The 22,814-nt window shown below is 68.1% G+C and carries 23 protein-coding genes and 3 pseudogenes; 14 read left to right on the forward strand and 12 right to left on the reverse strand.

Features of this window, described 5'->3' with window-relative positions; translation table 11 throughout:
• Positions 1-129 precede the first annotated feature (129 nt).
• Together AB0G15_RS37900 and AB0G15_RS37905 are read right to left on the reverse strand one after the other, a co-directional pair.
• A pseudogene (locus tag AB0G15_RS37900) lies at positions 130-734 on the reverse strand (transposase); the annotation flags it as partial.
• 608 nt (positions 735-1,342) lie between these two features.
• Positions 1,343-1,540: pseudogene (locus tag AB0G15_RS37905) on the reverse strand (transposase); the annotation flags it as partial.
• Between the two features lie 188 nt (positions 1,541-1,728).
• Here AB0G15_RS37905 and AB0G15_RS37910 point away from each other — a divergent pair.
• From AB0G15_RS37910 to AB0G15_RS37920, 3 genes are all read left to right on the forward strand, one after another.
• Positions 1,729-2,478: a MerR family transcriptional regulator gene (locus tag AB0G15_RS37910; protein WP_362849799.1), complete on the forward strand. Its 750-nt coding sequence runs from the start codon at positions 1,729-1,731 to the stop codon at positions 2,476-2,478.
• A gap of 37 nt (positions 2,479-2,515) precedes the next feature.
• Positions 2,516-2,734 (forward strand): hypothetical protein, encoded by a 219-nt coding sequence (locus AB0G15_RS37915; RefSeq protein ID WP_362849802.1) that lies wholly within the window; start codon positions 2,516-2,518, stop codon positions 2,732-2,734.
• A 160-nt stretch (positions 2,735-2,894) separates the two neighbouring features.
• Complete coding sequence (locus AB0G15_RS37920) at positions 2,895-3,089, forward strand: hypothetical protein (RefSeq protein ID WP_362849805.1); 195 nt, start codon at positions 2,895-2,897, stop codon at positions 3,087-3,089.
• A gap of 41 nt (positions 3,090-3,130) precedes the next feature.
• On the opposite strand, the gene AB0G15_RS37925 is transcribed toward AB0G15_RS37920, so the two are convergent.
• Entirely contained in the window at positions 3,131-4,138 is a 1,008-nt protein-coding gene (locus AB0G15_RS37925) for a zinc-dependent alcohol dehydrogenase family protein (RefSeq protein WP_362849808.1), read from the reverse strand.
• A gap of 518 nt (positions 4,139-4,656) precedes the next feature.
• On the opposite strand from AB0G15_RS37925, the gene AB0G15_RS37930 reads away from it, so the two are divergent.
• Positions 4,657-5,169 (forward strand): hypothetical protein, encoded by a 513-nt coding sequence (locus AB0G15_RS37930; RefSeq protein WP_362849811.1) that lies wholly within the window; start codon positions 4,657-4,659, stop codon positions 5,167-5,169.
• Between the two features lie 79 nt (positions 5,170-5,248).
• Entirely contained in the window at positions 5,249-5,950 is a 702-nt protein-coding gene (locus tag AB0G15_RS37935; protein ID WP_362849814.1) for a GPP34 family phosphoprotein, read from the forward strand.
• A 177-nt stretch (positions 5,951-6,127) separates the two neighbouring features.
• Here AB0G15_RS37935 and AB0G15_RS37940 read toward each other — a convergent pair whose 3' ends face one another.
• From AB0G15_RS37940 to AB0G15_RS37950, 3 genes and pseudogenes are all read right to left on the reverse strand, one after another.
• Positions 6,128-6,346, reverse strand: a complete 219-nt coding sequence (locus AB0G15_RS37940; protein ID WP_362849817.1) for a CPBP family glutamic-type intramembrane protease — start codon at positions 6,344-6,346, stop codon at positions 6,128-6,130.
• A gap of 111 nt (positions 6,347-6,457) precedes the next feature.
• Positions 6,458-8,617 (reverse strand): alpha/beta fold hydrolase, encoded by a 2,160-nt coding sequence (locus AB0G15_RS37945; protein ID WP_362849820.1) that lies wholly within the window; start codon positions 8,615-8,617, stop codon positions 6,458-6,460.
• Positions 8,618-9,090: 473 nt separating this feature from the next.
• Positions 9,091-9,754: pseudogene (locus tag AB0G15_RS37950) on the reverse strand (LLM class flavin-dependent oxidoreductase); the annotation flags it as partial.
• 363 nt (positions 9,755-10,117) lie between these two features.
• Between AB0G15_RS37950 and AB0G15_RS37955 the strand changes: the two are divergent.
• Together AB0G15_RS37955 and AB0G15_RS37960 are read left to right on the forward strand one after the other, a co-directional pair.
• A complete protein-coding gene (locus AB0G15_RS37955) occupies positions 10,118-10,375 on the forward strand; it encodes a MerR family transcriptional regulator (protein ID WP_362849913.1) in 258 nt (85 codons plus the stop codon).
• A 134-nt stretch (positions 10,376-10,509) separates the two neighbouring features.
• Positions 10,510-11,547, forward strand: coding sequence for a hypothetical protein (locus tag AB0G15_RS37960; protein WP_362849823.1), 1,038 nt, complete (start codon positions 10,510-10,512; stop codon positions 11,545-11,547).
• Between the two features lie 107 nt (positions 11,548-11,654).
• Here AB0G15_RS37960 and AB0G15_RS37965 read toward each other — a convergent pair whose 3' ends face one another.
• Positions 11,655-13,262 (reverse strand): alpha/beta hydrolase, encoded by a 1,608-nt coding sequence (locus tag AB0G15_RS37965; protein ID WP_362849826.1) that lies wholly within the window; start codon positions 13,260-13,262, stop codon positions 11,655-11,657.
• Between the two features lie 277 nt (positions 13,263-13,539).
• Here AB0G15_RS37965 and AB0G15_RS37970 point away from each other — a divergent pair, with 277 nt between their 5' ends.
• On the forward strand, positions 13,540-13,767 hold the full coding sequence (locus tag AB0G15_RS37970; RefSeq protein WP_362849829.1) for a hypothetical protein: 228 nt from the start codon (positions 13,540-13,542) through the stop codon (positions 13,765-13,767).
• A 66-nt stretch (positions 13,768-13,833) separates the two neighbouring features.
• Here the strand turns inward: AB0G15_RS37970 and AB0G15_RS37975 are convergent, their stop codons facing one another.
• Both AB0G15_RS37975 and AB0G15_RS37980 read right to left on the reverse strand, forming a co-directional pair.
• Positions 13,834-14,730 carry a DUF5996 family protein gene (locus AB0G15_RS37975; RefSeq protein ID WP_362849832.1) on the reverse strand — a complete coding sequence of 299 codons (897 nt, stop codon included), beginning with the start codon at positions 14,728-14,730 and terminating at the stop codon, positions 13,834-13,836.
• A 3-nt stretch (positions 14,731-14,733) separates the two neighbouring features.
• A complete protein-coding gene (locus AB0G15_RS37980) occupies positions 14,734-15,054 on the reverse strand; it encodes an alpha/beta fold hydrolase (protein WP_362849835.1) in 321 nt (106 codons plus the stop codon).
• A gap of 150 nt (positions 15,055-15,204) precedes the next feature.
• On the opposite strand from AB0G15_RS37980, the gene AB0G15_RS37985 reads away from it, so the two are divergent.
• From AB0G15_RS37985 to AB0G15_RS38005, 5 genes are all read left to right on the forward strand, one after another.
• A complete protein-coding gene (locus AB0G15_RS37985) occupies positions 15,205-16,683 on the forward strand; it encodes an alpha/beta hydrolase (protein WP_362849838.1) in 1,479 nt (492 codons plus the stop codon).
• A gap of 208 nt (positions 16,684-16,891) precedes the next feature.
• Positions 16,892-17,356: a hypothetical protein gene (locus tag AB0G15_RS37990; protein ID WP_362849841.1), complete on the forward strand. Its 465-nt coding sequence runs from the start codon at positions 16,892-16,894 to the stop codon at positions 17,354-17,356.
• An 11-nt stretch (positions 17,357-17,367) separates the two neighbouring features.
• Positions 17,368-17,697, forward strand: coding sequence for a CPBP family intramembrane glutamic endopeptidase (locus AB0G15_RS37995; RefSeq protein WP_362849844.1), 330 nt, complete (start codon positions 17,368-17,370; stop codon positions 17,695-17,697).
• On the forward strand, positions 17,694-18,287 hold the full coding sequence (locus tag AB0G15_RS38000; RefSeq protein ID WP_362849847.1) for a hypothetical protein: 594 nt from the start codon (positions 17,694-17,696) through the stop codon (positions 18,285-18,287). Before AB0G15_RS37995 ends, AB0G15_RS38000 begins: the two co-directional genes overlap by 4 nt.
• Before the next feature lie 96 nt (positions 18,288-18,383).
• Positions 18,384-19,586, forward strand: coding sequence for a low temperature requirement protein A (locus AB0G15_RS38005; RefSeq protein WP_362849850.1), 1,203 nt, complete (start codon positions 18,384-18,386; stop codon positions 19,584-19,586).
• 28 nt (positions 19,587-19,614) lie between these two features.
• Here AB0G15_RS38005 and AB0G15_RS38010 read toward each other — a convergent pair whose 3' ends face one another.
• The 3 genes from AB0G15_RS38010 to AB0G15_RS38020 are packed head-to-tail and all read right to left on the reverse strand — an operon-like array spanning position 19,615 to position 22,021.
• The gene (locus AB0G15_RS38010) at positions 19,615-20,250 is read right to left on the reverse strand and encodes a pirin family protein (protein WP_362849916.1); all 636 of its coding nucleotides are present in this window, start codon (positions 20,248-20,250) and stop codon (positions 19,615-19,617) included.
• A 35-nt stretch (positions 20,251-20,285) separates the two neighbouring features.
• Entirely contained in the window at positions 20,286-20,954 is a 669-nt protein-coding gene (locus tag AB0G15_RS38015) for an NAD(P)-binding domain-containing protein (RefSeq protein ID WP_362849852.1), read from the reverse strand.
• Positions 20,951-22,021: an LLM class flavin-dependent oxidoreductase gene (locus AB0G15_RS38020; protein WP_362849855.1), complete on the reverse strand. Its 1,071-nt coding sequence runs from the start codon at positions 22,019-22,021 to the stop codon at positions 20,951-20,953. Before AB0G15_RS38020 ends, AB0G15_RS38015 begins: the two co-directional genes overlap by 4 nt.
• A gap of 97 nt (positions 22,022-22,118) precedes the next feature.
• On the opposite strand from AB0G15_RS38020, the gene AB0G15_RS38025 reads away from it, so the two are divergent.
• Positions 22,119-22,619 carry a MarR family transcriptional regulator gene (locus tag AB0G15_RS38025; protein WP_362849858.1) on the forward strand — a complete coding sequence of 167 codons (501 nt, stop codon included), beginning with the start codon at positions 22,119-22,121 and terminating at the stop codon, positions 22,617-22,619.
• Positions 22,620-22,814: the final 195 nt, after the last annotated feature.

The raw sequence follows: 22,814 nt of genomic DNA on the forward strand, positions 1-22,814 counted from the left end.
TCAGCGGAAAGCGTCACCGGAGTCTTGGGCCGTCCCATCCGCGCCATGCAGCCCATTCTAGACTTAGCTGACGAACTTTAGACGCAGGACACTAGTGCTGTGACCGGAAACGTTTGCCGGGTTGAGCGATCACGCGGCGAGTGGAAGGGGGCGTCCGCCGAAGCGGATGCCCTTTTCGCTGCGGACGCGGGCACGTTCGCGGCGTTGGGCGGCCAGGAGGGTGGGGTGGCGGGCGTTGGCGTTGCGCCAGCGCAGGTAGGCGTGCAGGGCTCGGGTCTGCACCGTGTGGTTGGGATGGTCGGAGTTGGCGATGGTGAACTGCCGCAGTGGCCCGAAGGGCGCCTCGATCGGGTTGGCCCAGGAGGCGTAGGTCGGGGTGAAGCACAACTCGACCTTGTGGCGCCTGGCCCAGGTGCGGATGCGCCAGTTCTTGTGCGCTGACAGGTTGTCCAGGATCACGTAGATCGGAGCGCCGTCCGAGCGGCACGGATTGACCGCAACGCGGCCCAGGTGGGAGCGATGCCTTTGCGGCGCCGGTTGACGCCCCACAACGTGTCGTCGCCGACGGAGTAGCAGCCGTGGAAGTAGGTGGTCCCATGAGTGCGGTGGTAAGTGGCCAGCAGCCGGTCCGGACAGCCCTGTGGTGCCCAGCTCGTGCCGTGCGCGGGACGGATGTCCAAAGGACCGAACTCATCAAAGGCGAATGTCCCGAAGTCGCGGTCGCTCAGGTGATCGCACCCCTGCTCCGGGTGGACCACTTGCCACTCCAGCAGGCGACCGGTTACCTCCTCATGCAGATCCTCATCAACGACCTGGGCCCACCGACAGTCTTGGCACGCCGCCACGAACTCTGCGCTTATACGCCGCCCGACGTCTACGAAGGGACGATGCGCTTCCTTCGTCATGCCGCCACGCTACGTCTGCCGCGTGAAGCTCGAAAGGCAACTTTTCCGTTTCATCGATCATGAGGTAAATCTCCAGTTTGCTCCTGGTGATCGGACCGATCGTGCCTGCTCAGGACGTCGACTGCCTCAAGTAGATGAGAAAAACTGCAGGATGCCTCAAGTTGAATGAGACGGTTTCAGTGCGACCAGTAGAGCAATACTCGATAATGTGTTCTAAAATATGAGCACAAATCGGATTAGTCGATGTGCCTCAGATTGAATGAGACAAGACCGGATGAGTTATCTCATTCAATCTGAGGCACCGCAGGTCAGGGGCTTCCGGTGCCTCAGATTGAATGAGACGGGACACTACAAGCCGCGGCGCTGCGCAGGGTCTCCTTCTCCTCACGGAGAAGCTTGACCTCGCGGCGCAGTGCAAATCTGCAGCGGGATGTCAGCGAGCCGTAGCCCAGTTCTTGCGGCAGGTGCTCCCAGGCGATGCCGGTGTGCAGCACGAACAAGACGCCCTGCAGGGCCAGGCGGTCATCGAGCCGTTTGCGTCCTGGCCAGCGGGCTCGGCGCCGGTGTTTCGGCAGCAGCGGCTCGATGACCGTCCACAACTCGTCGCTGACCTCCCACGGCTTCAGCCGCGCCACCCGCTGCTCCTCTCACCGTCGCTACAGCGAGAGATCAAAGCACAGGGGGACTCATGCTGTTAGGCGCTCTTAAGGAAGCTTTCAAGATCCGAGTCGTTGGCGCATTGACCCTGTGGTGGGAACACGGTGTCAACTGCGAGCCAGCACCTGACAGCCGACCGCCGGGTCAGACCCAGGAAGGAACCGACGTGGCCTGGAGCACCCGTGAGCTCGCGGAACTCGCCGGCACCACGGTGAACACGATTCGGCACTACCACCGGCTCGGCCTGCTCGACGAGCCCGAACGCCGGGCGAACGGATACAAGCAGTACGGGGTACAGCATCTCGTCGTCCTCCTGCGCATCCGGCGTCTCGTAGAGCTGGGTGTACCCCTTTCCCGGATCGGCGCGATCACCTCGGGCGGCGCCCCCGCTCCGGAAGTGCTGCGCCAGGTCGACGCCGACCTGGCGGCCGAGGTCGAGCGTCTGCGCCGAGCCCGCTCCGACATCGCGATCATTCTGCGCGACGGGGCGCCGGCCGACGCGCCCGCCGGCTTCGAGTCGGTCGCGCCGCGGCTGACCGTGTCCGACACCTCGCTCATCCACGTCTTCAGCCAGTTCTACGACGATGACACGATGAAGGACCTGCGGCGCATGGTGGACGCCGATACGGATCCCATCAGCCACGACATCGACACCCTGCCGCCCGACGCCGACGAGGCGACCCGCCAGAACCTCGCCGAGAAGCTCGCCGCGCGGCTGGCGCAGCATCTGGTCGACCATCCCTGGCTGCGCGATCCCGCCCGGCATCTGTCGAAGAGCGAGCACGTCACGCGCCAGACGTTCATCGACGCCGTCGTCGGGCTCTACAACGCCGCCCAGGTCGATGTGCTGGGCCGGGCCGGCATCCTCGCGCAGGAGCAACTGCGCCGCGAACGGGGGCTCAACTCTCCGGCCTGAGCACCTGCGTCGCATCCCGAATCGAAAGGAAGACACCATGGCTCAGCTCGGGATCGCCACCCTGGGCGAAGACCTCCTGTTGCTCCTGTCCCAGCCGAACGCGGGGATGCGGGGCACCGGTGTCCTCGCCGGCGAGAACACGCTCTTCTACGTTCTCGGGGGTGCGGTGCTCGCCGATCTCGGCCTCGGTGGACACGTGCGAACCACCCCCGGCTGGGGCGGATCGACCCGGGTGGAGGCCGTCACGGACCGTTGATCCGGGCCCAGCGTCACGTGGAGGCCGGACTTTTCCGCACCGGCCCGCTGCGCCACGAGGAGTTCTCGATCCCGGACAGAGCGATCGACCCGCTCCTGATCGAACGTCTGACCGATCTCGCCGAACGCTGCTTCGCGCGGGACGGCCACAGCCGGTCGTCATGTGGGGCAAGACCACCGGCAACGACCGGCTGCTCCGGCACGACCTGTCGGCCGAGCTGCGCATCCGAGGTCTCGACGTCCCGCGGTTCCGGCCCAGCTCCGCCGGGGTGGACGCCGTGCTGACCGGTGGCCTGTTGCTCGCCACGGCCCGGGTGGGGCGGGCCCGGTCCGCCGGACGCACCCGCTCCTGCTGATCAACCGATGGTGTACGCGCCCGAGGGCGTGGAGCGTTCCGCTACGAGATGCGAGGGGGAAGCGCAAGAGTTTCGCCCGCCACATCGATCGCGACTTTGCCGCGCAGTGCGTACGACCGCCTGTTCTCCAGGAGTTCGTGAGCCTCGCCCATTCGGGCGAGCGGAAGAGTCGCGCCGATGACCGGCTTCACGAGACTGCGCTCGACCAGCGTGGTGAGCGCGTCCAGCTTTCCTCGGTTCTGTCGTGTGAAGACGAAGTGATAGGCGGCGTTCCTGCCCCACGCCTCGATGAGGTTCTGCGGCTGCGCGATGTCGACGATGCTGACGACGCGTCCGGAGTCGGCGAGCGTCAGCGGGCTTCGTGTGAGCGTGTCGCCACCGATCGTGTCGAAGACGACATCGACCCCCTTGCCTCGCGTCAGCTCGGCCACGGCATCGACGTAGTCCGCGGAGGTGTAGTCGATCGCCGCATCCGCTCCGAGAGAGCACACGAACTCATGGTCGCCGGCTTTCGCGGTGGTGATCACTCGTGCGCCGATCGCCTTCGCGATCTGGATCGCGATCGTGCCGACACCGCCCGTGCCCCCATGGATGAGGATCGTCTCCCCCACGGTGAGCTGAGCTCGCGTCACCAGCGCCTCCCAGACCGTTCCGCCGACGAGAGTCAGGCTCGCCGCCTCCAGGTGACTGAGGTTCTCCGGCTTGCGGGCAACGAGGCCGACGTCGGCGACATGCTGCTCGGCGTAGGAGCCGGGACCGCCGAAGATCCGGGGCGTGTAGTACACCGCATCGCCGGCACGGAACTCGGTCACGTGGGATCCGACTTCCTCGATCACTCCGGAGATGTCGTATCCGATGATCGCCGGGAGCGGCACATGATCCGCGTAGTCTCCGCGACGGATCTGATAGTCGAGCGGGTTGAGGGCGGTCGCATGGACGCGCACCCGCACCTGGCGGGGTTCGACGTGCGGTACCGAGACGTCGCGCAGCTCGAAAGCATCAGCCCCTCCGAAACGGGCGAGCACAACAGCCTTCATCAGACCAGTCATATCGGTGCTCCTCATCGTGGTTCTGGTGCGTGACGCAACGGCAAGGTCGGCATCCATCCAGTGAAAACGGTGTGGTTACCACATAGTCCAGCCGTCGGCCGGCGAACGGGGTCACCGTACCCGGTTCACGCATCGCCGGATGGCGGCCCAGGCACTTTTTTACTCACGAGTAGCCTGCTGAAATGCAGGCGTGCGTCTGGGTAACTGTCCCGCCGCGCTGGAGGCCGCGCGCAGAGCGGTCAGAACCGACGAGACGCTGTGCAGCGATCTGACGCTCCCGCCGCCGGCTCAAGGAGCTGAATCTTACCTGGACGGCCCTCCCCCACAGGCACTAGGGATTTCTACCGGCGCGAACATTTAGCCGCCTCGCTCAACAGCACCGAGCCGGTGGCCCGAGGCGGACCCCGGCGGGGAACGCACCCGATCCTCGGGGATGCCACGAACAGGGCGTTTGACTCTGTGCTGAGCACACGGTCTCTACTCGGTGGTGACGCATCTCCCCGCTCGAGGAGCCCGCTGTGAATCCCGTCGAAACGCTCGTTCAGAACTTCCGCGACCTCGTGGCCGAGGTGCCCGAACTGGTCCAGCCGTTCATCGTCATGCTGGCCGGCGCGATCCCGTTCATCGAAGGCGAGGGCGCATCGCCGATCGGAGTGGTCGGTGGGATCCATCCCGTGGTGGCCGCGGTTGCCGCAGCCGCGGGCAACTTCCTCTGCGTACTCGTCGTCGTGCTGATCAGCTCGCGGGCCCGCGCCGCCGCGGTCGCTCACGGACACCGGCCGAGCAGCCGCGAGGAGCGCCCCGAGTCCAAGGGGCGCCGGCGCTTCCGCCGTTACCTCGTGCGCTTCGGTGTGCCCGGAGCGAGCCTGCTCGGACCGCTGGTCGTGCCGACCCAGTTCACCGCGGCCATGCTCATCGCCTCGGGGACCTCGCGCTCCTGGGTGCTGCTGTGGCAGGCGATCGCGATCGTCTTTTGGACGACGTTGACCACCACCCTGGTCTGGGGTGTCGTCTCGTTCGTGGTGGCTTGACCTCCGGCTTCACCCTCCCCTGTCGACCGCATCACGTTTCCCGGACTCGCGCCGCATTCCCCGTCGAAAGGATCACACGATGACACAGCGGCTCGGCCCGCCGACCCTGGCCGAAGACCTTCTGTTACTCCTGTTCCAGCCGTTCTCCGGGCCGGAGGGCACCGGAGTCGTCGCCGGGGAGGAAACGCTTCCCTACGTTCTCGCCGGAGCGATGCTTGCGGATCTCAGCATCGGCCGGCACGTGCGAACCGTACCCGGATGGAGCGGGTCGACCCGGGTGGAAGCCGTCGCCGAGCGGCCACCGACGGACGGCCTCCTGCGATCCACGTGGGACTACCTCGCCTCAAGGCCGCGAGGCGTCCAGGCGACGCTCGCCGTGATCGGACCGGCCCTGCGCCGCCCCTTGCTCGAACGTCTCATCAAGCGCAACGACATCCACCGATCAACCTGTGTCGAGACCGAAGCGCCCATAAGGGAGATGTTGACAGACGGCGAATCCGGGCGCCGGAGGAGCCTGCTCCGCGGCGTACGGGGCGTGCTGGTCGGCGAGGCGGAGCCGGAGCCCCGCCTCGCCGCGCTCGTGGCACTGCTGTCCGGAAGCGGGATGCTGCCGCAGTTCCATCCCGAGATCCCGCGGACCACCGCGACCATCGCCCGAGCCAAGCAACTCGAGCACGGCATCTGGGCAGCCGATGCCGCCGCCGACGCGATCGCCCGCAGCTTCGCCGCGACCATCGTCGACAACGTGATACTCGCGGCGGCCGTGCTGCCCAAGCGATGAACGAGCTACACCCCTCGCTCCGGACCAGTGCGGCGCGACCGCTCGCGGAGCCAGACGAAGGCGAGCACGGCCAGATTCATGACGGCCAGAACGATCAGTGAAGGGCCACCGCCGGCGCCCTCGGTGCGGTCGACGACCAAGGGCCGCCATCGGCCACGAGCACGTTGACAGTCGTCGTCACCAAGTGTTCGCCACGTGGAACGCCATCACGGCCTCGAGGTCCCGAGTGATCAATCCCATGACGGCCGTGCATGCCGAGAGGAGCACGTAACAGGCGAAGAGCCAGGGATCGCCCGCTGCGCGCAGGACGGCGAACACGAGGCTGGGGACCACCAGTCCGGTGGTGAACGCCGGGCGCACCGCGCGCAACCACGACCCCGCGGCCGGGAGCACCAAGCCGGAACATGATCTCCTCGCCGGTCGGCCGAAAGCGGCTTCCACCAGGCCATCCCGATGTGTGTACCGAAGGGACGGGCGTTGTCGAGGGAAGCGATGTTGGCGTCGGGTTCACGAAGCGCCGGTGCTTTTCGCTGCGGATCTCTGGCGTACGTGGCGGAAGGTGGCGCGCACCTCCGCAGCCAGCAGTTCGGGTTGTTCCCAGGCGGCGAAGTGTCCGCCCTTGGGCAGCTCGTTGTAGTGCACGAGGTTCGGGTAACGCTGCTCCACCCAGCGACGTGCGGCGAGATAGATGTCGCGGGGGAAGAGGCTGACGCCGACCGGCACCTCGACCTTCGGGTCGCGGTAGGTGCGGAAGCTCTCCCAGTAGATGCGAGCCGAGGAGGCGGCGGTGCCGGTCAGCCAGTACAACGTGATGTTGTCCAGCATCTCGTCGCGACTGAGCAGGTTTTCCGGATCGCCGTCGTGGTCCGTCCACTGCTCGTATTTCTCGTAGATCCAGGCCGCCTGCCCCACCGGTGAGTCGGTGAGCGCGTACCCGATCGTCTGAGGGCTCTGGATCTGCTCGTGCTGATAGCCCGACTCGTGGGCCTGAAAGTCACGCCATCGTTGCAGGGCACGCTCCTCCTGCTCGTTCGTGGCTTCCTCGGTGCCGTAGGTGGGGAACATGTTGGAGTGGATGGCCCGGACGGCGGGCTCGCCGATGCCGCCCAGCGCGGTGGTGACCGCGTGCCCCCAGTCGCCGCCCTGCGCGCCGAAGCTGTCGTAGCCCAGCCGCCGCATCAGCTCGGCCCAGGCGCACGCGATCCGCTCGGGTCCCCACCCGGTCTCGGTCGGCTTGCCGGACAGTCCGAAACCGGGCATCGAGGGCAGGACCACGTGGAACGCGTCCCGGGGGTCGCCGCCGTGGGCCCGCGGGTCGGCCAGCATCGGTGCCACCTTCAGGAACTCGATGACCGAGCCGGGCCAGCCGTGGGTCATCACGAGCGGCATCGCCTCCGGTTCGGGCGACCGCAGGTGCAGGAAGTGGATGTCGAGTCCGTCGATGCGCGTCGTCGACGGGTTGAGCGCGTTCAGCCGGGCCTCGCAGGCCCGCCAGTCGTAGCCGTCCCGCCAGTAGTCGCACAGTGCCCGCAGCCTGCGCAGCGGCACGCCCTGGCTCCAGTCCTCCACCGGTTCGGGATCAGGCCATCGCGTACGGAAAAGCCGCTCGCGCAAATCGTCGAGCGCGGCCTCGGCGAAGGCAAAGGGCGATGGCCGAACGGCTTTGCTCTCGGCCTCGGCCAGATACGCCGCGAGATCGTCGTACCCGTGGTGGAGCGCAAGTTGCCGGGGTGTGTGACCGGTGTGCGAGGTGAGGTCGAGGCGGGCGCCCGCCTCGACCAGGGCTTGTGCTGCCTCCCGGTGCCCGTGCCACACCGCGTCGTGCAAGGCGGTAAAGCCGTTGTAGGCACCCTGGGCGTCGATCTCGAGCGTCGGCGTACCGCTGGGGCCGCGCGTCGTCAGCGCCCGGATGACGTCGGCGTGCCCGGCGAAGGCGGCCTCATGGCCCGGCGTCGCGCCCATCAGCCCGTTGAGCCGGCGCGGATCCGCACCGGCCTCGCGCAGCACGCGGACGATGCCGGTGTGCCCGTCGCGAGCGGCGATCCCGAGCGGCGTGTAGTCGTCGTCATGATCGCCGACGGCCGGCAGTCGCTCGTCGAGGGCCGCACCGGCCCCGATGAGCCGTCTCACCGCGGTGAGGTCGCCGACCTGTACCGCCGCCGTCAGCGCCAGCGACCGGATCCGGTCGGTGTCGGCCGCCGTCCGCGCGTGCAGGAGACCGGCGATGACCTCGGAGCCGTCGCGCAACGCCAGGTCGAGCGCCGTCTCCTGCCAGTGGTTGCGCACAGAGGTACGGGCTCCGCGGGCCAGCAGCAGCCGGACCGCCGCCTCGTGCTTGTACTGCACCGCGTCCATCAGCGGCGTGTGACCGAGCCGGGGCGACTGCTGGTCGACGAAGGCGCCATGGTCGAGGAGCAGGCCGATGACGCCGTCGTCACCGGCCTGCGCCGCCTTGTGCAACGCCGTGGCGCCCATGCGCGGCTCGACCGTCGACACATCCGCGCCGGCCTCCAGCAGCCGCTTCACCAGGCGTGATCGACCGAGCCCGGAGGCGACCATCAGTGGTGTGAGGCCACCGGCGCCGCGGCGGTGCGGGTCCGCGCCCGACTCGAGCAGTTCCACCACCGCCGCCACGTCGTTGGAACGGATCGCAGCTTCCAGTGTCATACCGGCTCCTTCCATGAAGGTCTCCCCGTATGCGACACCCTGTTCCAGGAACCGGGTCAAGCGGCCGGCCCGCCGCGCCCGTCGGGCGCTCTCGCCTTGAATGTATTCCTGAAACACAGGTGGCACTGGGAGGCTTCTGCAGCACAACGGGGAAAGATCACATGATCGTGGAGTTTCTGCACCCGGACGGATCGCTTCGGCAGGTCCGACTACTCGCCGGTCGCTGTCGCGACCGGATCCCGGCTGATCCTGCCGGCTCCCCGGACTCCAGGCCCGCCGCACCGGATCTGGCCGGTTAGTCGCTGCCGCGCTGCACAACATCGTCATCGGTGTCCGAAGCGCGGGAGGAGACGTCGGCGACCTGGTGCGACCAACCTTCTCCGTCGTCGACTGGGTGCCGGAAAAGTGGGATGAGGTGCTCGCCGGCATCACCGGGGCGCAGGAGGATGACGGTCTGCCCGCTGCGACTCCCCGTGGGCGAACCGCTCGCGGTAGAGCCCGGCCATGCGCTGGGTGTGTGAGGTGGGCCAGAGAGTGTTGTTGGCAAAAAGCCGTCACCGTAGAAGGCGGCCTGCCCGGTGATCTCCGGGCTGCGGATGGAGCTGTGCCGGACGAACGGCGGAACACCGTCGAGGGGGCGCGGCGTCGAGGTGAACGACTGCAGCGGCGTACGGAACTTGTCGGACCAGCCGACGGTGTCCTCCCGCCACCGCCGGCGCAGGAGCGCGTAATTCTCGATCGCCAGGGGATGCCGGCCCGGATGTCCTTGCCGAACCAGGGGTGGACCGGCCCGGTGTTGCCGCAGCCCATCATGAGGTCGACGCGGCCGCCGGACAGGTGCTGCAGCATCGCGTAGTCCTTGGCGATCTTCACCGGATCGTTGGTGGTGATCAGCGTGGTGGCCGTGCTCAACAGCAGTTTCTCGGTCCGGGCGGCGATCCGGCCGAGCATCGTGGTCGGCGAGGACGGCGCGAAGGGCACGTTGTGATGTTCGCCGGTGGCGAACACATCGAGGCCCACCTCCTCGGCCTTCAGCGCGATGGTCACCATGGCCTGGATGCGCTCGTGCTCGGTCGGGGTCCGGCCCGTCGTGGGGTCCGGAGTGACGTCACCCACGGTGAAAATGCCGAACCGCATCACGAGTCTCCTTCGAACCGGGCCGCCTCATTTGTCGACCGGCCGGAGCCGGTGGGCTTCGGCGCGACGACTCCGGCCAGCGGGACTGCGCCGATGCCGGCGGTGTTCCCCCGTCAGAAACCGTGTGCCGGCCACACGGTCAACGTCATCGCACAGCCGTGTCCCAAGTACCCTGGTGGAGCCCTCGCTGGAGTCGAGTAGCACCGGGTGCCGGCAGCCGACAAACGCCGGATCGGTCGCGGCATTGTCGCGATCATCTTCCTGCCGCGACCTTTCGTGGGCGGGCCTGTCAGCAGGCGAGTGACCGAGGAGATCGACGTGGCTTGGAGCACGAGCGAGCTCGCGACACTCGCGGGCACCACGGTGAACACGATCCGGCACTACCATCGTCTGGGCCTGCTCGAGGAGCCCGATCGCCGCTACAACGGCTACAAGCAGTACGAAACACTAGATCTCGTACGCTTGCTGCGCATCCGCCGGCTGGCCGAGCTGGGCGTGCCCCTGTCCCGGATCAAAGAGCTGAGCACGGGCTCCCCCGAGGCGCTGCACCAGGTCGACGTCGACCACGCGGCCGCCATCGAACGGCTGGAGAAGGCCGGCAGGGCATCGCGGCCATTCTGAGCGAGAACGCGCCGCCCGACACGCCGCCGGGCTTCGAGCCCGTCGCCGGCCGCCTGTCCGAGGCCGACCGCTCGCTCATCCACATATACACGCAGGTCTTCGACGACCAGGCCCTGGCCGACGTACGGCAAGCGGTGGAGAACGACAACGACGATGCCGTCAGCGCCGACTTCGACGCGCTGCCCGCCGACGCCGACGAGGCGACGCGGCAGAACCTCGCCGAGAAGTACGCACCGTCCCTGGTCCGTACCCTTCGTAACTATCCCTGGATGGACAACGACGCGATGGCCCACGTGTCGAAGGGGAAGTCCGTCACGCGGCAGACGTTCATCGACGCGTTGCGGGAACTCCACAACGAGGCCCAGCTCGACGTCATCCACCGCGTCCAGCCACCGGTTGTACCGCAGGCGCAGGGCACGCTCGGTGCTGCCCACCGTCGCGCTGATCACGAGCGCGATGTTGAGCCAGGCCGGCGCGTCGATCGGCGACTCGAAGACACCGAACCGCTCGGCCAGCGGCGGGAACCGGGAGATCGACTCGACGCTCTGCGGAAGGCCGAGGATCAGCGGCACGATGATCAGGACGAGGGAGATCACGCCGATCCAGCGGCTGAGCAACGGGCGCTCGCGGTCGAGCCGGGCGCGGCGCCCCTCGGCCGAGCGCGGATCCGGCACGAGTTGCTGCTCGGTCCCGTCGTCGGCGACGAAGTGGCACCGCCGGAGGCCGAAGGGCGAGGTCTCCACCTCGATCGCGCCGCCTTCGATCGGGAAGACGGCAGGGAGCCTCGCCCGCTCGAAGTGCCGGCCGTCGCGATACAGGTGTGCTTCGGTGTCGAGGTTCTCGTTGCTCTTCATGTGGTTCACGTCGACCGCGTATTCCGCCGGCCGGCCCGCGCCGGCGTCCGCGGGAAGATAGAACAGGGACCGGGACAGAGTCTGCCACCAACGGAATCGCTTCAGCGCGCGCCCGTCCCCGAGTTTGAGGCGCTGGATGGCTCGGCGTCGCCGCCATTCGTCGAACACCCGGTCATCAAAAACCATGTTCCAGGGACACAGTCAAGCATGACCGATCCCTGCGCGTACGTACCGACGCGCAAGGTGGCACCGGGTCAAGGGCGGTTGCGGAGTCCGCCCCGACCGACGGTATGCCACGAGCGGCCAGGTGGGGCGTGACCGACGCCCAGCACCAACTGCCGTGCCACGCGCCGCGAACGAGAATCATCGGTCGCATGCCGCCCACCCTGAGTTCGTCATCAACACAACACCGCCTTTCCGCCGGCTCAGACCGAACATTCCGGCATCGGCTCCGGCAGCTTGAGATCGATCAGATAGTCGGCGGCGATCTTGTCGACACACGTGTTGGCCCCGCTGGAGACAACCGTGTGCCCCTCACCCTTCACGGTCAGCAAAGCGCTGCCGAGGGTCTCGGCGAGTTTGACGCCGCCTGCGTGCGGGGTCGTGGGGTCACCGGTGATCGAGATGACGAGCGTCTTCGGAAGGCCTTGAATGTTCTGGGCGTACGGAATGCCGAGAGTCGGCGGCGCCGACCAGAACTCGCATCCGTCCCGGGCGCCCCGCCCGACGTCGCCGCCCGGGCTCATGAAGGGGGCGACCTCGAACGCCCGGGCGCGCAACTGGGCGACGTCCTGCGGGGTGAGGCGCCGCTCGTCCATGCAGTTGATCGCGAAGAGGGCCTCGGTCACGTTGCCGTTCACCGCGTTGTCGGCCGCACCGCCGCCGAGGTCCTGCACCAGACGCATCAGACTGTCGCCGCGCCCCTGCCGCACCTCGTTCAGGCCGCGCACGACGGTGGGCCACAGCGTCGGGCTGTACAGTCCCGCCATCACACCGCCGACGGCCCCGTCGAAGTCGAGTTCCTGGCCCAGCGCGGGCACGGGCTTGTCCTGCAGCGGCTGCATGAGCGCCTGGAATCTCGAGGTCCAGGCCTTCGGGTCGGTCCCCAGCGGACACGAGGCGTCCTTGGCGCAGGTGGCCGCCATCACCTCGAACGCTCGCTGGAACCCGCCGTAGGCGGCGAGTCGCCGCTCGATCGTGCCCAGCCCCGGGTCGAACGCGCCGTCGAGGATCATCGCCCGTACCCGCTGCGGGAACTGCTCGGCGTAGACCGAGCCGAGCCGGGTGCCGTAGCTCTGGCCGAGCAGGGTCAGCTTCTCGTCGCCCAGAACGGCTCGCAGAACGTCCATGTCGCGAGCGGTCGTGCGGGTGCCCATCGAAGCGAGCCCCTTCGCGCCCCCGGATCCCTCGGCGCAGCGGTCGAACACCGCGCGGGTGTCCTTCTCCGTCAGATCGACGGTCAAGGTCAACGTGGGGAACACCTTGTCCCCCCGCGTCGTGCCTTTCTCCGAATAGCAGTCGGCAGCCGGCTTGGTGGCACCGACACCGCGCGGGTCGAAGCCGACGATGTCGAAGGCTTCGGAGATGCGGCTCTTGGCCAGCCCCCGGCTCACGGCCAGCCCGCCCAACACGCCCGAGCCGCCCGGGCCGCCCGGGTTGAAGACCACCGAGCCCTTCGACTCCCCCCGCGCCTTGACGCGCAGGACCGCGACGGACGCGGTGGCGCCCTTCGGGTCGTCGTAGTCCAGCGGAACCGACAACCGTGCGCACCGGGCCTTGGGGTCCGCGAGAATCTCCGCTTCCCGTTTGCTGGTGGCGAACTCGGCGCAGCCCGACCAGTCCAGCTTCTGAGAATAGAATTTCGTCAGGTCAGCCGCCGACGAACTGGCGACCGGCGTGGGTTGCTCATTCTCTGCCGGCGTGCAGCCCATGGCCGAAATCGCGCAGATCGAAAGTACGAGACCAGAGAGACCGGAGCGGCGGAATACCCGGGCTCGCCGCGCGAAGAGCTGGTCAATCTTCGTTCTGGGCACAGTGCGGACTCCCTTTCGTCTCCGCAGGCCAAAACCATGTTCCCGCCACCGGGTCAAGCCGGGATCGCAATGAATGCGGATCGAGCCACGAGAGGCCGGGCTTGACCGTGCGGTCTGCACAGGATTTCCTCTGAGGCCTCAGCGCCGCCGGGCCGCTGGACAAGCATCGACCACTCACCGCAGCGGGAAGCAAATCCTGCGGCTCAGCCGACCGATCCCGTCTCGATTCGAGAAGACTGTCACGTCCCGCTCTCGCACTGTCGTCAGCGCCGTCCTGTTGGCCGGAGTTGTCCTCGCCCAGCACGCCTGCGGTACCGGCGAGACGACCGACGCGGCGGGAGCAACAGCAGCGCCCTCGTCGTCGCTGTCGGTCACCTCCCCGGCCGAAGCCACGACGACCTCGGCCCCGAAGCCCACCCGCACCAGCCGGACACCCGACGCGCCCCTGCGCACCGTCTGCACATTCGTCGACAACGGCAGCGCTCCGGCCCAGCCCGGCAGCTGACGGCGGCGGGCAAGGCTCGGCGGCCGGCGTCGCGTCCCCTGAGCCCCCGTCCAGGGGACGCGACGGTCACTCCTCCACGGCCGAGCGGTCCCAGGCGGCCAGGTCGGCGGCGGCACCGTAGGTTGCGCGGAGGAAGTCGAGGAGTGTCGCGTCGGGATCGGCTGACTCGGCCACCTTCTCGTACGGAAGCACACACTCCTGCAGGGTCTTGTCGAAGTACGCCTCCGTGCGCTCCCGGTAGCCCGGCGGTTCCGGATACGCGTACGCATAGAAGGCGCCTTCCTCACCACCGCCCGGCCAGAAACCGAAGCTGGCCAGCTCGTGCGAGTAGCCCTCGTGCATGACCCACGGCGGGCAGTTGGGCACGCCGCCCGGGTGTTGCGGGGCGACCCGACCGGAGAAGCGGGTGTATGCCAGATCCATCGCGCCCCAGAAGAAGTGCACCGGGCTGGCCTTTCCCACGAACCCGGAGCGGAAGCGGCTCATCACCCGCTCGGCCTGCAGCAGCTGCCGCCAGAACAGTCGTGCGGCTTCCCCGTCGTACGAGCAGTTCCGGTCGTTCTCGGCGAAGGGGATCGCGAGCTCGACCTCGTTGGGCACGGGGTGGATGCTGGGCTTCAGGCCGAGCGCGGCCAGCGCCTCGAGCGTCTCGCCGTAGAACGTCGCGACGGGCTTCGGTTCGAGAACCACATCGCGCGAGCCGCCGTCGCTGGTGCGCACGCGCAGCCGCTCGTCGACGAAGTCGAACTCGATGTCGAAGACGCCCTTGTCGTACGGCACGGCCGAGGTGGTCAGGCCGCGGGCCGTGGGATAGAGCGTGACGTGCCACCAGTGGTTGGCCGGCGGCGTGTACGCCATCCGGATCTTGCCGACGATCTGGGTCCACATGTGCAGGGTGTCGCGGGTCTCGGTCCAGTCGGCCACGCGTAGCCGGGGCCACAAGTTGGTGATCTTTTTCTCCACGGTTCAGCCGATCGATCGGGTGGCATCGAGGACGATCTCGGCGACCGCGACCGGCTCCGACACGGGAATGGCGTGCGACGCGCCGGCGAGTTCGACGGCGGCGTTGGAGATGACCGCCCCGCCGTACGAGTGGCCGACGAGCACGACCGGCCTGTCGATCGTGCTCGGGACGCTGGAGACGACGGCGGCGTCCCCGGACAGGCTGGGCGACGGACTGGGTGCGGCGATGACCGGGTAGCGGTCGTCGAGCAGGCGCTGGATGACGCCGCCCCAGCTTGCGGACTCGGCGAACGCGCCGTGCACCAGAACGACGGTGGGTTTCACTTCGGTTCCTTTCATCGGGCCGACAGGACAGGTCGCGACTGCGGCCCAGCAGAAACCATGTTCCCCGAACAGGGTCAAGACCTTGACTGTGTTCCCGCGACATGGTGTCGCATGACACCGAATGCCGGCGGACGACGCAGGAGGTGGTACATGTACCGAAAACGTGGCGCTGTGCTGATCGGGGTGATCGCCTTGCTCGGCACATTTGCCGTGGCCGGGCCGGCTGCTGTGGCCCGGCAAGCCGCACCCGAGCTGACGTGGGAAGCGTGCCCGGCCGAAGTCGTGATGCCGGCGCCGGTCGCGGTGCAGTGCGCGAAGATCCCCGTACCCCTGGACTACCGCGACCCGGACGGCGAGCAGATCGAGATCATGATCTCGAAGATCGCCAGCACCAACCCGGCCAAGCGGCGCGGCATCCTGCTGCTCAACCCGGGCGGCCCGGGCGGCATCGGGATCGACCAGGGCGCCTTCCTGGTCAGCCGGGGCCTGCCGACCACCGTATCGGATGCGTACGACCTGATCGGCATGGACACCCGGGGGGTCGGGCATTCGACGAAGATGAGCTGCGGCTTCACGCTCGAGGATCCGTACTGGGCCAACGTTCCGCCGTACGCGGCCGACGACGCCGCGGTGACCCGGCAGGCCGCGATCGCGAAGCAGGTGGCCGACAAGTGCGCCGCCACCGACAAGGACGGCCGGCTGCGGCACATCACCACGGCGAACACGGCTCGCGACCTGGATCGGGTCCGGGCGGCGCTCGGTGAGAGGAAGGCCAGTTACTACGGAGCGTCCTACGGCACGGCCCTCGGCGCGACGTACGTCTCCTTGTTCCCGAAGACCACCGACCGGATCGTCTTCGACAGCAACGTCGGCGACACCCACCTCAACCCGGCGGGCATGCGTCGGTTCGGGCTCGGCTTCGAGCAGACGTTCCCCGATTTCGCCCGTTGGGTGGCGACCCGGCACGACTCGTACGGCCTGGGTCGTACGCCGCAGCAGGTCCGCCGGACCTTCCTGCGGATCACCGAGCGGCTCGACAAGACCCCCGCGCCGGACGGTGCTGACGGCGCCGTCGTCCGGTACCTCACCTTCGCCGGCCTCTACAGCGAGTTGTCGTACGGGCGGACAGCGCGCACCTTGCAGACGTACCTCAACCCGGCCGAAGCCCCGGCGACCAGGCAAGCGGCACCGGCGAACCCCATCGACAACGCCCTCACGACGTTCCTCGCGACCACCTGCAACGACGTCAACTGGCCCGAGGACGTGGCGACCTACCGCCGGGCCGTCGCCGAGGACCGCAAGCGGTACCCGCTGTTCGGCGCCGCGACCGCCAACATCACGCCCTGTGCCTATTGGAAGCACGAGTCGTACGAGCCTCCGGTGAAGGTCGACGCCAAGGGCCCGGCCAACATCCTGATCCTGCAGAACCGCCACGACCCGGTGACCCCGTGGGTGGGCGGAAAGCTGCTGCGCGACAAGTTCGCCTCGCGCGCCAAGCTGGTGACCGCCGACGAGAGCGGCCACGGCGTCCTCCTCGTCCACACCAACGCCTGCGCCCTCCACATCACCACGGACTGGCTGGTCGAGGGCAAGATGCCGGCCCGCGACACCACCTGCCGGCCCAGCTGAACAAGCTGCGGTGACGGGCCGGGCGGATCCACCGCCCGGCCCGTCATCCTGCGGTGGGCAGCCGGGGTTCACGGATCTTGGCTGTGTCGCCGGCACACGGTTTCTCATGGTCCCCACAATTCGAAAGGGGACAACACATGGGGAACGTCGAATACCACCGCGTCCTCGCGGGGAGCGTCGCCGCGTCGGTCGCGGCATCCTCGCGATCGTGCTCCTGGTCGGCGGCATGCTGGTTTTCGGCGTCGTGTTGTCCGTGGGCGCTGCCGCTCTGGACGACCGTGGCGGCGACGGCTCCTACACTCCGCTGACGCACGCGGTCGGGATGTTCTCCTTGGCGCTGCTTCTCCCGTGGAGCATGGTCATTCAGCGCCGGTTCCACGGCGTACCGGGGGCGTCGCTCCACCCGGTGTTCTCGCGCTTCCGCTTCGACGTGTTCGGCCGCGCATCGCTGCTCATCCTTCCGGTCTGGGTCGCGACCCTGGTCGTGAGCGACTACCTGGCACCCGAACCGCGCAGCGTGTGGTCGGACACCGATGTGCTGTGGCTGCTGGCCACCACCCTGCTGCTCACCCCGTTGCAGGCCGCGGGCGAGGAGTACGGGTTTCGCGGGCTCATCTTCCGGGTCGCCGGAAGCCGGACCCGGGCAGCCGATCGGGTCTCGTCGTCGGCCTGATCGTGATGGCGGTGGCCTTCGTGGCGAGCCACGCGGCGAGCGACGCGTGGCTGAATCTCTGGTACGTCGTGCTGGCCATCGGCACAGGCCTCGTCACCTGGCGTACCGGCGGCCTGGAGATCGCGGTCGTCCTGCACGCGCTGTGGAACACGCTGGGCTTCGTCTTCTCCATCGCCATGCGGTCCGACGTGAACAGCGTCGTGATCGACCGTGACGCCGGAGCCGCGACCGCCGCCACGCTCATCCCGAGCGCCGTCGTCCTTGTCACCGTGGTGATCGTCTGGCTCACCACTCGGCGCACCGGACCGCTGACCGTTCAGGCCGGTTCGAGCCGGACATGACGATCGAAACCGCCTGCGTCATCGGTGTGAGCTTCGCCGGGCTGCCGGCGGCGCGAACACCGGCTGACCACGCGCGACGGCTGGTGCTTCTCGAGGATGTGCTCGCCCCGGGGGCGGTCGGGCACACCTCCGTTCCGCAGGGCAGGCACGGTCACTTCCTTCAGCCCGCAGCGCTGGAGAAGCTCGAGGACTGGTTCCCCGGATTCACCGACGACGCCGTCGCGCGTGGCGCCGTCCTGGCCCCGCCCGGACACCACAGCCTGTTCACGAACAGCGAGCCGATGGCGGACTCCGAAGATATCGTGCGCACTCGACCGGTTCACGCCGGGCGCCGACGGCCAGGGGCTTGTCGCTGTCGCTGTCTACGCGATCGAGGAAGACCTCTGGCAGGTCTCGACCGTTTTCCGGCCGGCCTCGTCGATATCGGTGATGCCGTGGCGACCTACAACCCTGTTCACGGCATCGGTATGGCGTCAGCCCTGAATCAGGCCTCGCTCCTGGCTGATTCTCTCGCCGGGCGAAGCGGAGACTTCCTGCGCATGCGTGAAGCCGTCGTGGATGAGGCGTGGGCCGTAGGAGCCGGGCGATGAGACGTCACCCCGGACCCTCGCAACACCGGCGGTTGACCCTGTTCTGGCAACAGGGTCTCTACTGGGGGCCCGACGAGTCGACCTAGGTGAGCCCATATGAACGCACCCACGTCTCGCTACCGGCTTGTACCGATGTGGCCACGCGACCCGGACGAGGCCGGCCGGACCGCGTCGTCACTGGAGCTGTTCTTCGACCTGGTCTTCGTCGTCGCGGTCAGCATCGCTTCCGTCCAGCTGCACCACCGGCTCACCGAAGCGCATGTGTTGGACGGCATCGTCAACTACGCCGTCGTGTTCTTCGGGATCTGGTGGGCGTGGATGAACTTCACCTGGTTCGCCACCTCGTTCGACACCGACGACTGGCTCTACCGACTGTTGACCATCGCTCAGATGGGCGGCGTGCTCGTGCTCGCCTCCGGCATACAGGCGGCGTTCGAGGACCAGGACTATGTCGTACTGATGCTGGCATACGTCGTGATGCGCATCGCGCTCGTCGCGCAATGGATGCGCGCGTCACGCTCAGCCGGGGACACCCGCCGGTCCACCACCACCTACGCCATCGGGATCGCCGCCGTTCAGATGCTCTGGCTGGCCTCTCTGCTCCTGCCCGCCACCGCGTTCTGGGTCGCCGTGATCGTCCTGATTGGGGCCGAGCTCGCCGTGCCGGTCGCCGCGGAACGACGGGCCAGAACCCCGTGGCATCCGCACCACCTGAGCGAACGGTTCGGCCTGTTCACCCTCATCCTGCTGGGCGAGAGTCTGCTGGCCTCGGCCAACGCGATCATCAAGGCGCTTCATGAGGGCGACACACCCGGGCCGCTGATCAGGGTGGCCGTGCTCACGCTCGTCGTCACGGCCGCGTTGTGGTGGGTGTACTTCTGGGCACCGCACCACACCGCCATCAGCGGTCTGGGTCTCTCGCTCGGTTACGGCTACGGTCACTACTTCATCTTCGCCGCGGCCGGCGCGCTCTCCGCCGGAATCGAAGCCGAGGTCGATGTCATCACCGGCCACAGTGAGCTCGACCCGGTGGTCGCGTCCTTCGCCTACACCATTCCGATCGCCGTCTTCATCCTCGGGATCTGGCTGCTCGTGATGCGTCGCAGCGCCGGGAGCCACATCAACATCATCGTGCCGGTCGGAGGGGTCCTCGTCCTCATCGACCCTCTCATCCCGATCCCGTTCGCGCTCACCGCCGTCATCCTCACCGGTGTGGTGGCCGCCCTGATCTGGCAGAAGCCTCTGAACCGCACGCCACAAGCTCACCCTGCGGCTCTGATGACATCGACCCCGAAGTAGACAAATGGAGGGCACATGGCAGTCGAAGTTATGAACGTTCCCGAGGCCAAACGGTACGAGGCCCGGCAAGAAGGAGAGACCGAGTTGGCGGGCATCGTGGCGTGCGGCTCGAGGTCGAGCTGCGTACCCAGCAGGGGGGGTGAACGTCCGCACCGGAGAGGTCTCGCCTGCCACTGAGCCGAGGAAGACCCGCAGCTCGGCCCCGTCGATCCGTGCGGGCTCCGGCACGTGGTGCTGAAAAGTCACGCCCGGCTTCCCGGTCCGCGTCGGGCAGGGCCACCCACAACTGGACGCCGTGGAGGACCGTGGTGTCCGCGGTGGAGACCTCGGAGTGGGCGATGCCGTGGCCACCGGTCATGAGATTGAGCTCTCCCGGACGGATGAGCGAGTGGGTGCCGAGGCTGTCGCGGTGCTCGATGGTGCCGCCGAAGAGCCAGCTCACCGTCTGCAGCCCCGTGTGGGGATGCGGCGGTAGGTCCATGCCGCCCGCCGGCACCTCGACCGGTCCGTAGTGGTCGGCGAAGCACCAGGCGCCGATCAGTGTCCGAGCCCGCGGGGGAATCGTGCGCCGCACCTGCAAGGCCCGCGGTCCGCCCAGGGGCACGTCGCGGGCCGAGAGCACCTCGACCCCGGTGGTGCTTCCGGCCTGTGTCATGGACCGCATCACTTCCGAGGCCGCTTCCGGACTGCTCACTTGGATCACTCCACGATCGGGTTGTGCACGGCTGCCTGGGTCAGAAGTCGGAGCTCGGCGGCCTGGACGTTGGCGCCGAAGGCGGCGGTGCCCGGCTCGAGTCGGACGCCCTCGGCGAGAGGTCCGATAGGCACGGGGTCGAAGCCCAGGTCATCGACGAGCGCCGCGACCTCGGTGACGTCTGCCTCGCTGTCACCGGCGACCGCGATCGCCTTGCGGCCCGGTGCCCCGGCGGGCCGGCCCTCGTCCTCCAGGTCGTGGTACCCCATGTGGTTGAAGGCCTTGACGACGCGTGCACCGTCGAGGAAACGCTGCACCTCCTCGCTGGAGGAGACGCCGGGCGCGAGGAACCGCTCGCGGGGCCCGTCGACCTCCCACCAGTGGTTCATGGTGTCGATGACGAGCTTGTGGCGCAGCTCGTCGGCCGGGAGCGCGCGATACTTGCTGAGCGGGAGGGCGAGAATCACGACGTCGGCGTCCCGTACGGCTTCGGCGGACCAGACGGCGGTGGCGCCGGGCGTCAGGACGTCGATGGTGAGGGCGATCTTCGCGGGGTCCCCCGACCCCGCGACGAGTACTCGATACCCGGCGGCGAGAGCGAGGCGGGCCAGCACCGTGCCCACCTTGCCGGCCCCGAGGACGCCGATGGTGCGTACGGCCGTGCGCACCGTCATCGGGCCACCTCCAGCGTGCTGGGCTCCTCGGCGAGCAGCTCGCGCACCATCGGGATCACCTTGGTGCCGTACAGTTCGACGGCGCGCAGACGGTCGCCGGCCGAGACGGAGCCGGCGGCGGAGTAGATCAGGTCGAAGCGCCCGACGTCGAGCGTGCGGATGGCACGGGCCATCCTGCGCGCGACGGTCTCGGGCGAACCGACGTAGAGGGAGCCGTGCTCGACGTCGGCCTCGAACTCCTCACGCCGCACAGGGGGCCAGCCGCGCAGGGCGCCGATGCGGTCGCGTATCTCCTTGTAGCCAGGCCAGAAAAGTCGCTTGGCCTCCTCGTCGGTCTGGGCAACGAAGCCGGGCGAGTGCATCCCGACCGGGTAGGCGGTGGTCTCCAGCTGTTCCGTGGCGCGCCGGTACAGGTCGACGTACGGGGCGAACCGGTCGGGCGCGCCGCCGATGATCGCGAGCATGAGCCGGAACCCGTACCGCGCGGTCCGGATGACGGACTGGGGCGACCCGCCCACGCCGACCCAGGTCGTCAGCCGCCCGGACTCCGTCTTGGGGAACACGTCGGCGTCCTTGAGCGCGGCGCGCGTGGTGCCCTCCCACGTGACCGGTCCCTCGTCCAGCAGCTTGTGGAACAGGTCGATCTTCTCCTCGAAGAGGATCTCGTAGTCAGCCAGGTCATACCCGAACAGCGGGAACGACTCGGTGAACGACCCGCGGCCCAGGATCACCTCGGCGCGCCCGTTCGAGAGCGCGTCGACCGTGGCGAAACGCTGGAAGACGCGCACCGGGTCGTCGGAGGACAGGACTGTCACACCCGAGGCGAGGTGGATGCGCTCGGTCCTGGTGGCGATGCCGGCCAGCACCGTCTCGGGAGTGGAGATCGAGTACTCGGGGCGGTGGTGCTCGCCGAGGGCGATGACATCCACGCCGACCTGGTCGGCGAGGACCGCCTCGTCCACGACGGCGCGGATCGCCTGAGCATGGGAGACGACATTTCCCCGATCGTCGCGAGGTAGGTCACCGAAGCTGTCGATACCGAACTGGACGGCGGTGCTGTCGGTCATGGGTTCGCTCCTTGCGGGATCCGGGTCTCACCGTGATTGGGATTGACGTGTCAATCCTGTAACGTGCAGAGTTGACGTGTCAATTCCGGGAGGTGCCATGGCGCAGAAAAAGCGCCGCGCGATGCCCACGCGCGAGGAGCTGCGCATCTGGCGCAATTACATCGAGACCGCCGAAACATTGCGCACCCTCCTGGAGGGACGGCTCCAGAGCGAGTCGTCCTTGTCCTCCGCCGACTATCGGGTGCTGCTCGCACTGAGCGAGGTGGATCGGAGGACGATGCGTTCCTCCGAGCTGGCCCAACTGATCGGCTGGCAACGCAGCCGCCTGTCACACCACCTGGGGCGGATGGAGAAGCGCGGGCTCGTACGCCGAGCCCCGTGCCCCGACGACGTCCACGGCATCGACGTGCGGCTGACCGACTTCGGAGCGGAGTCGTTCCGGCACGGCTCGGTGCCGCACCTGTGTGACGTGCGCGAGCTCTTCGTCGACGCGCTCTCCCCGGAACAGCTGGTACAGGTCGACGAGTTCACTGAGGCGCTACGCCGACACCTCGGCCTCGAGCCGCAGCGCGGGCGTCAGGGGAAGGAAGCTCCATGACCATGCAGATGGTCGGCAAGACCTGCAGGTTCGACAGGGGGTGGCTGGAGGTGAGATTCACCTTCGACTCGCCGTCGCAGGGCAGCTTCGTCGTGGAGGAGGGCGGGGTCATACCGAACGGCCCCGCCGAGACCGTCGCGCTCGATCCGAAGGAGATGCGCGACGACGTCCACCTGACCGTGCACGAGCGCGCAC

The organism is Streptosporangium sp. NPDC023825 (assembly GCF_040639575.1).
Classification (GTDB): domain Bacteria; phylum Actinomycetota; class Actinomycetes; order Streptosporangiales; family Streptosporangiaceae; genus Streptosporangium.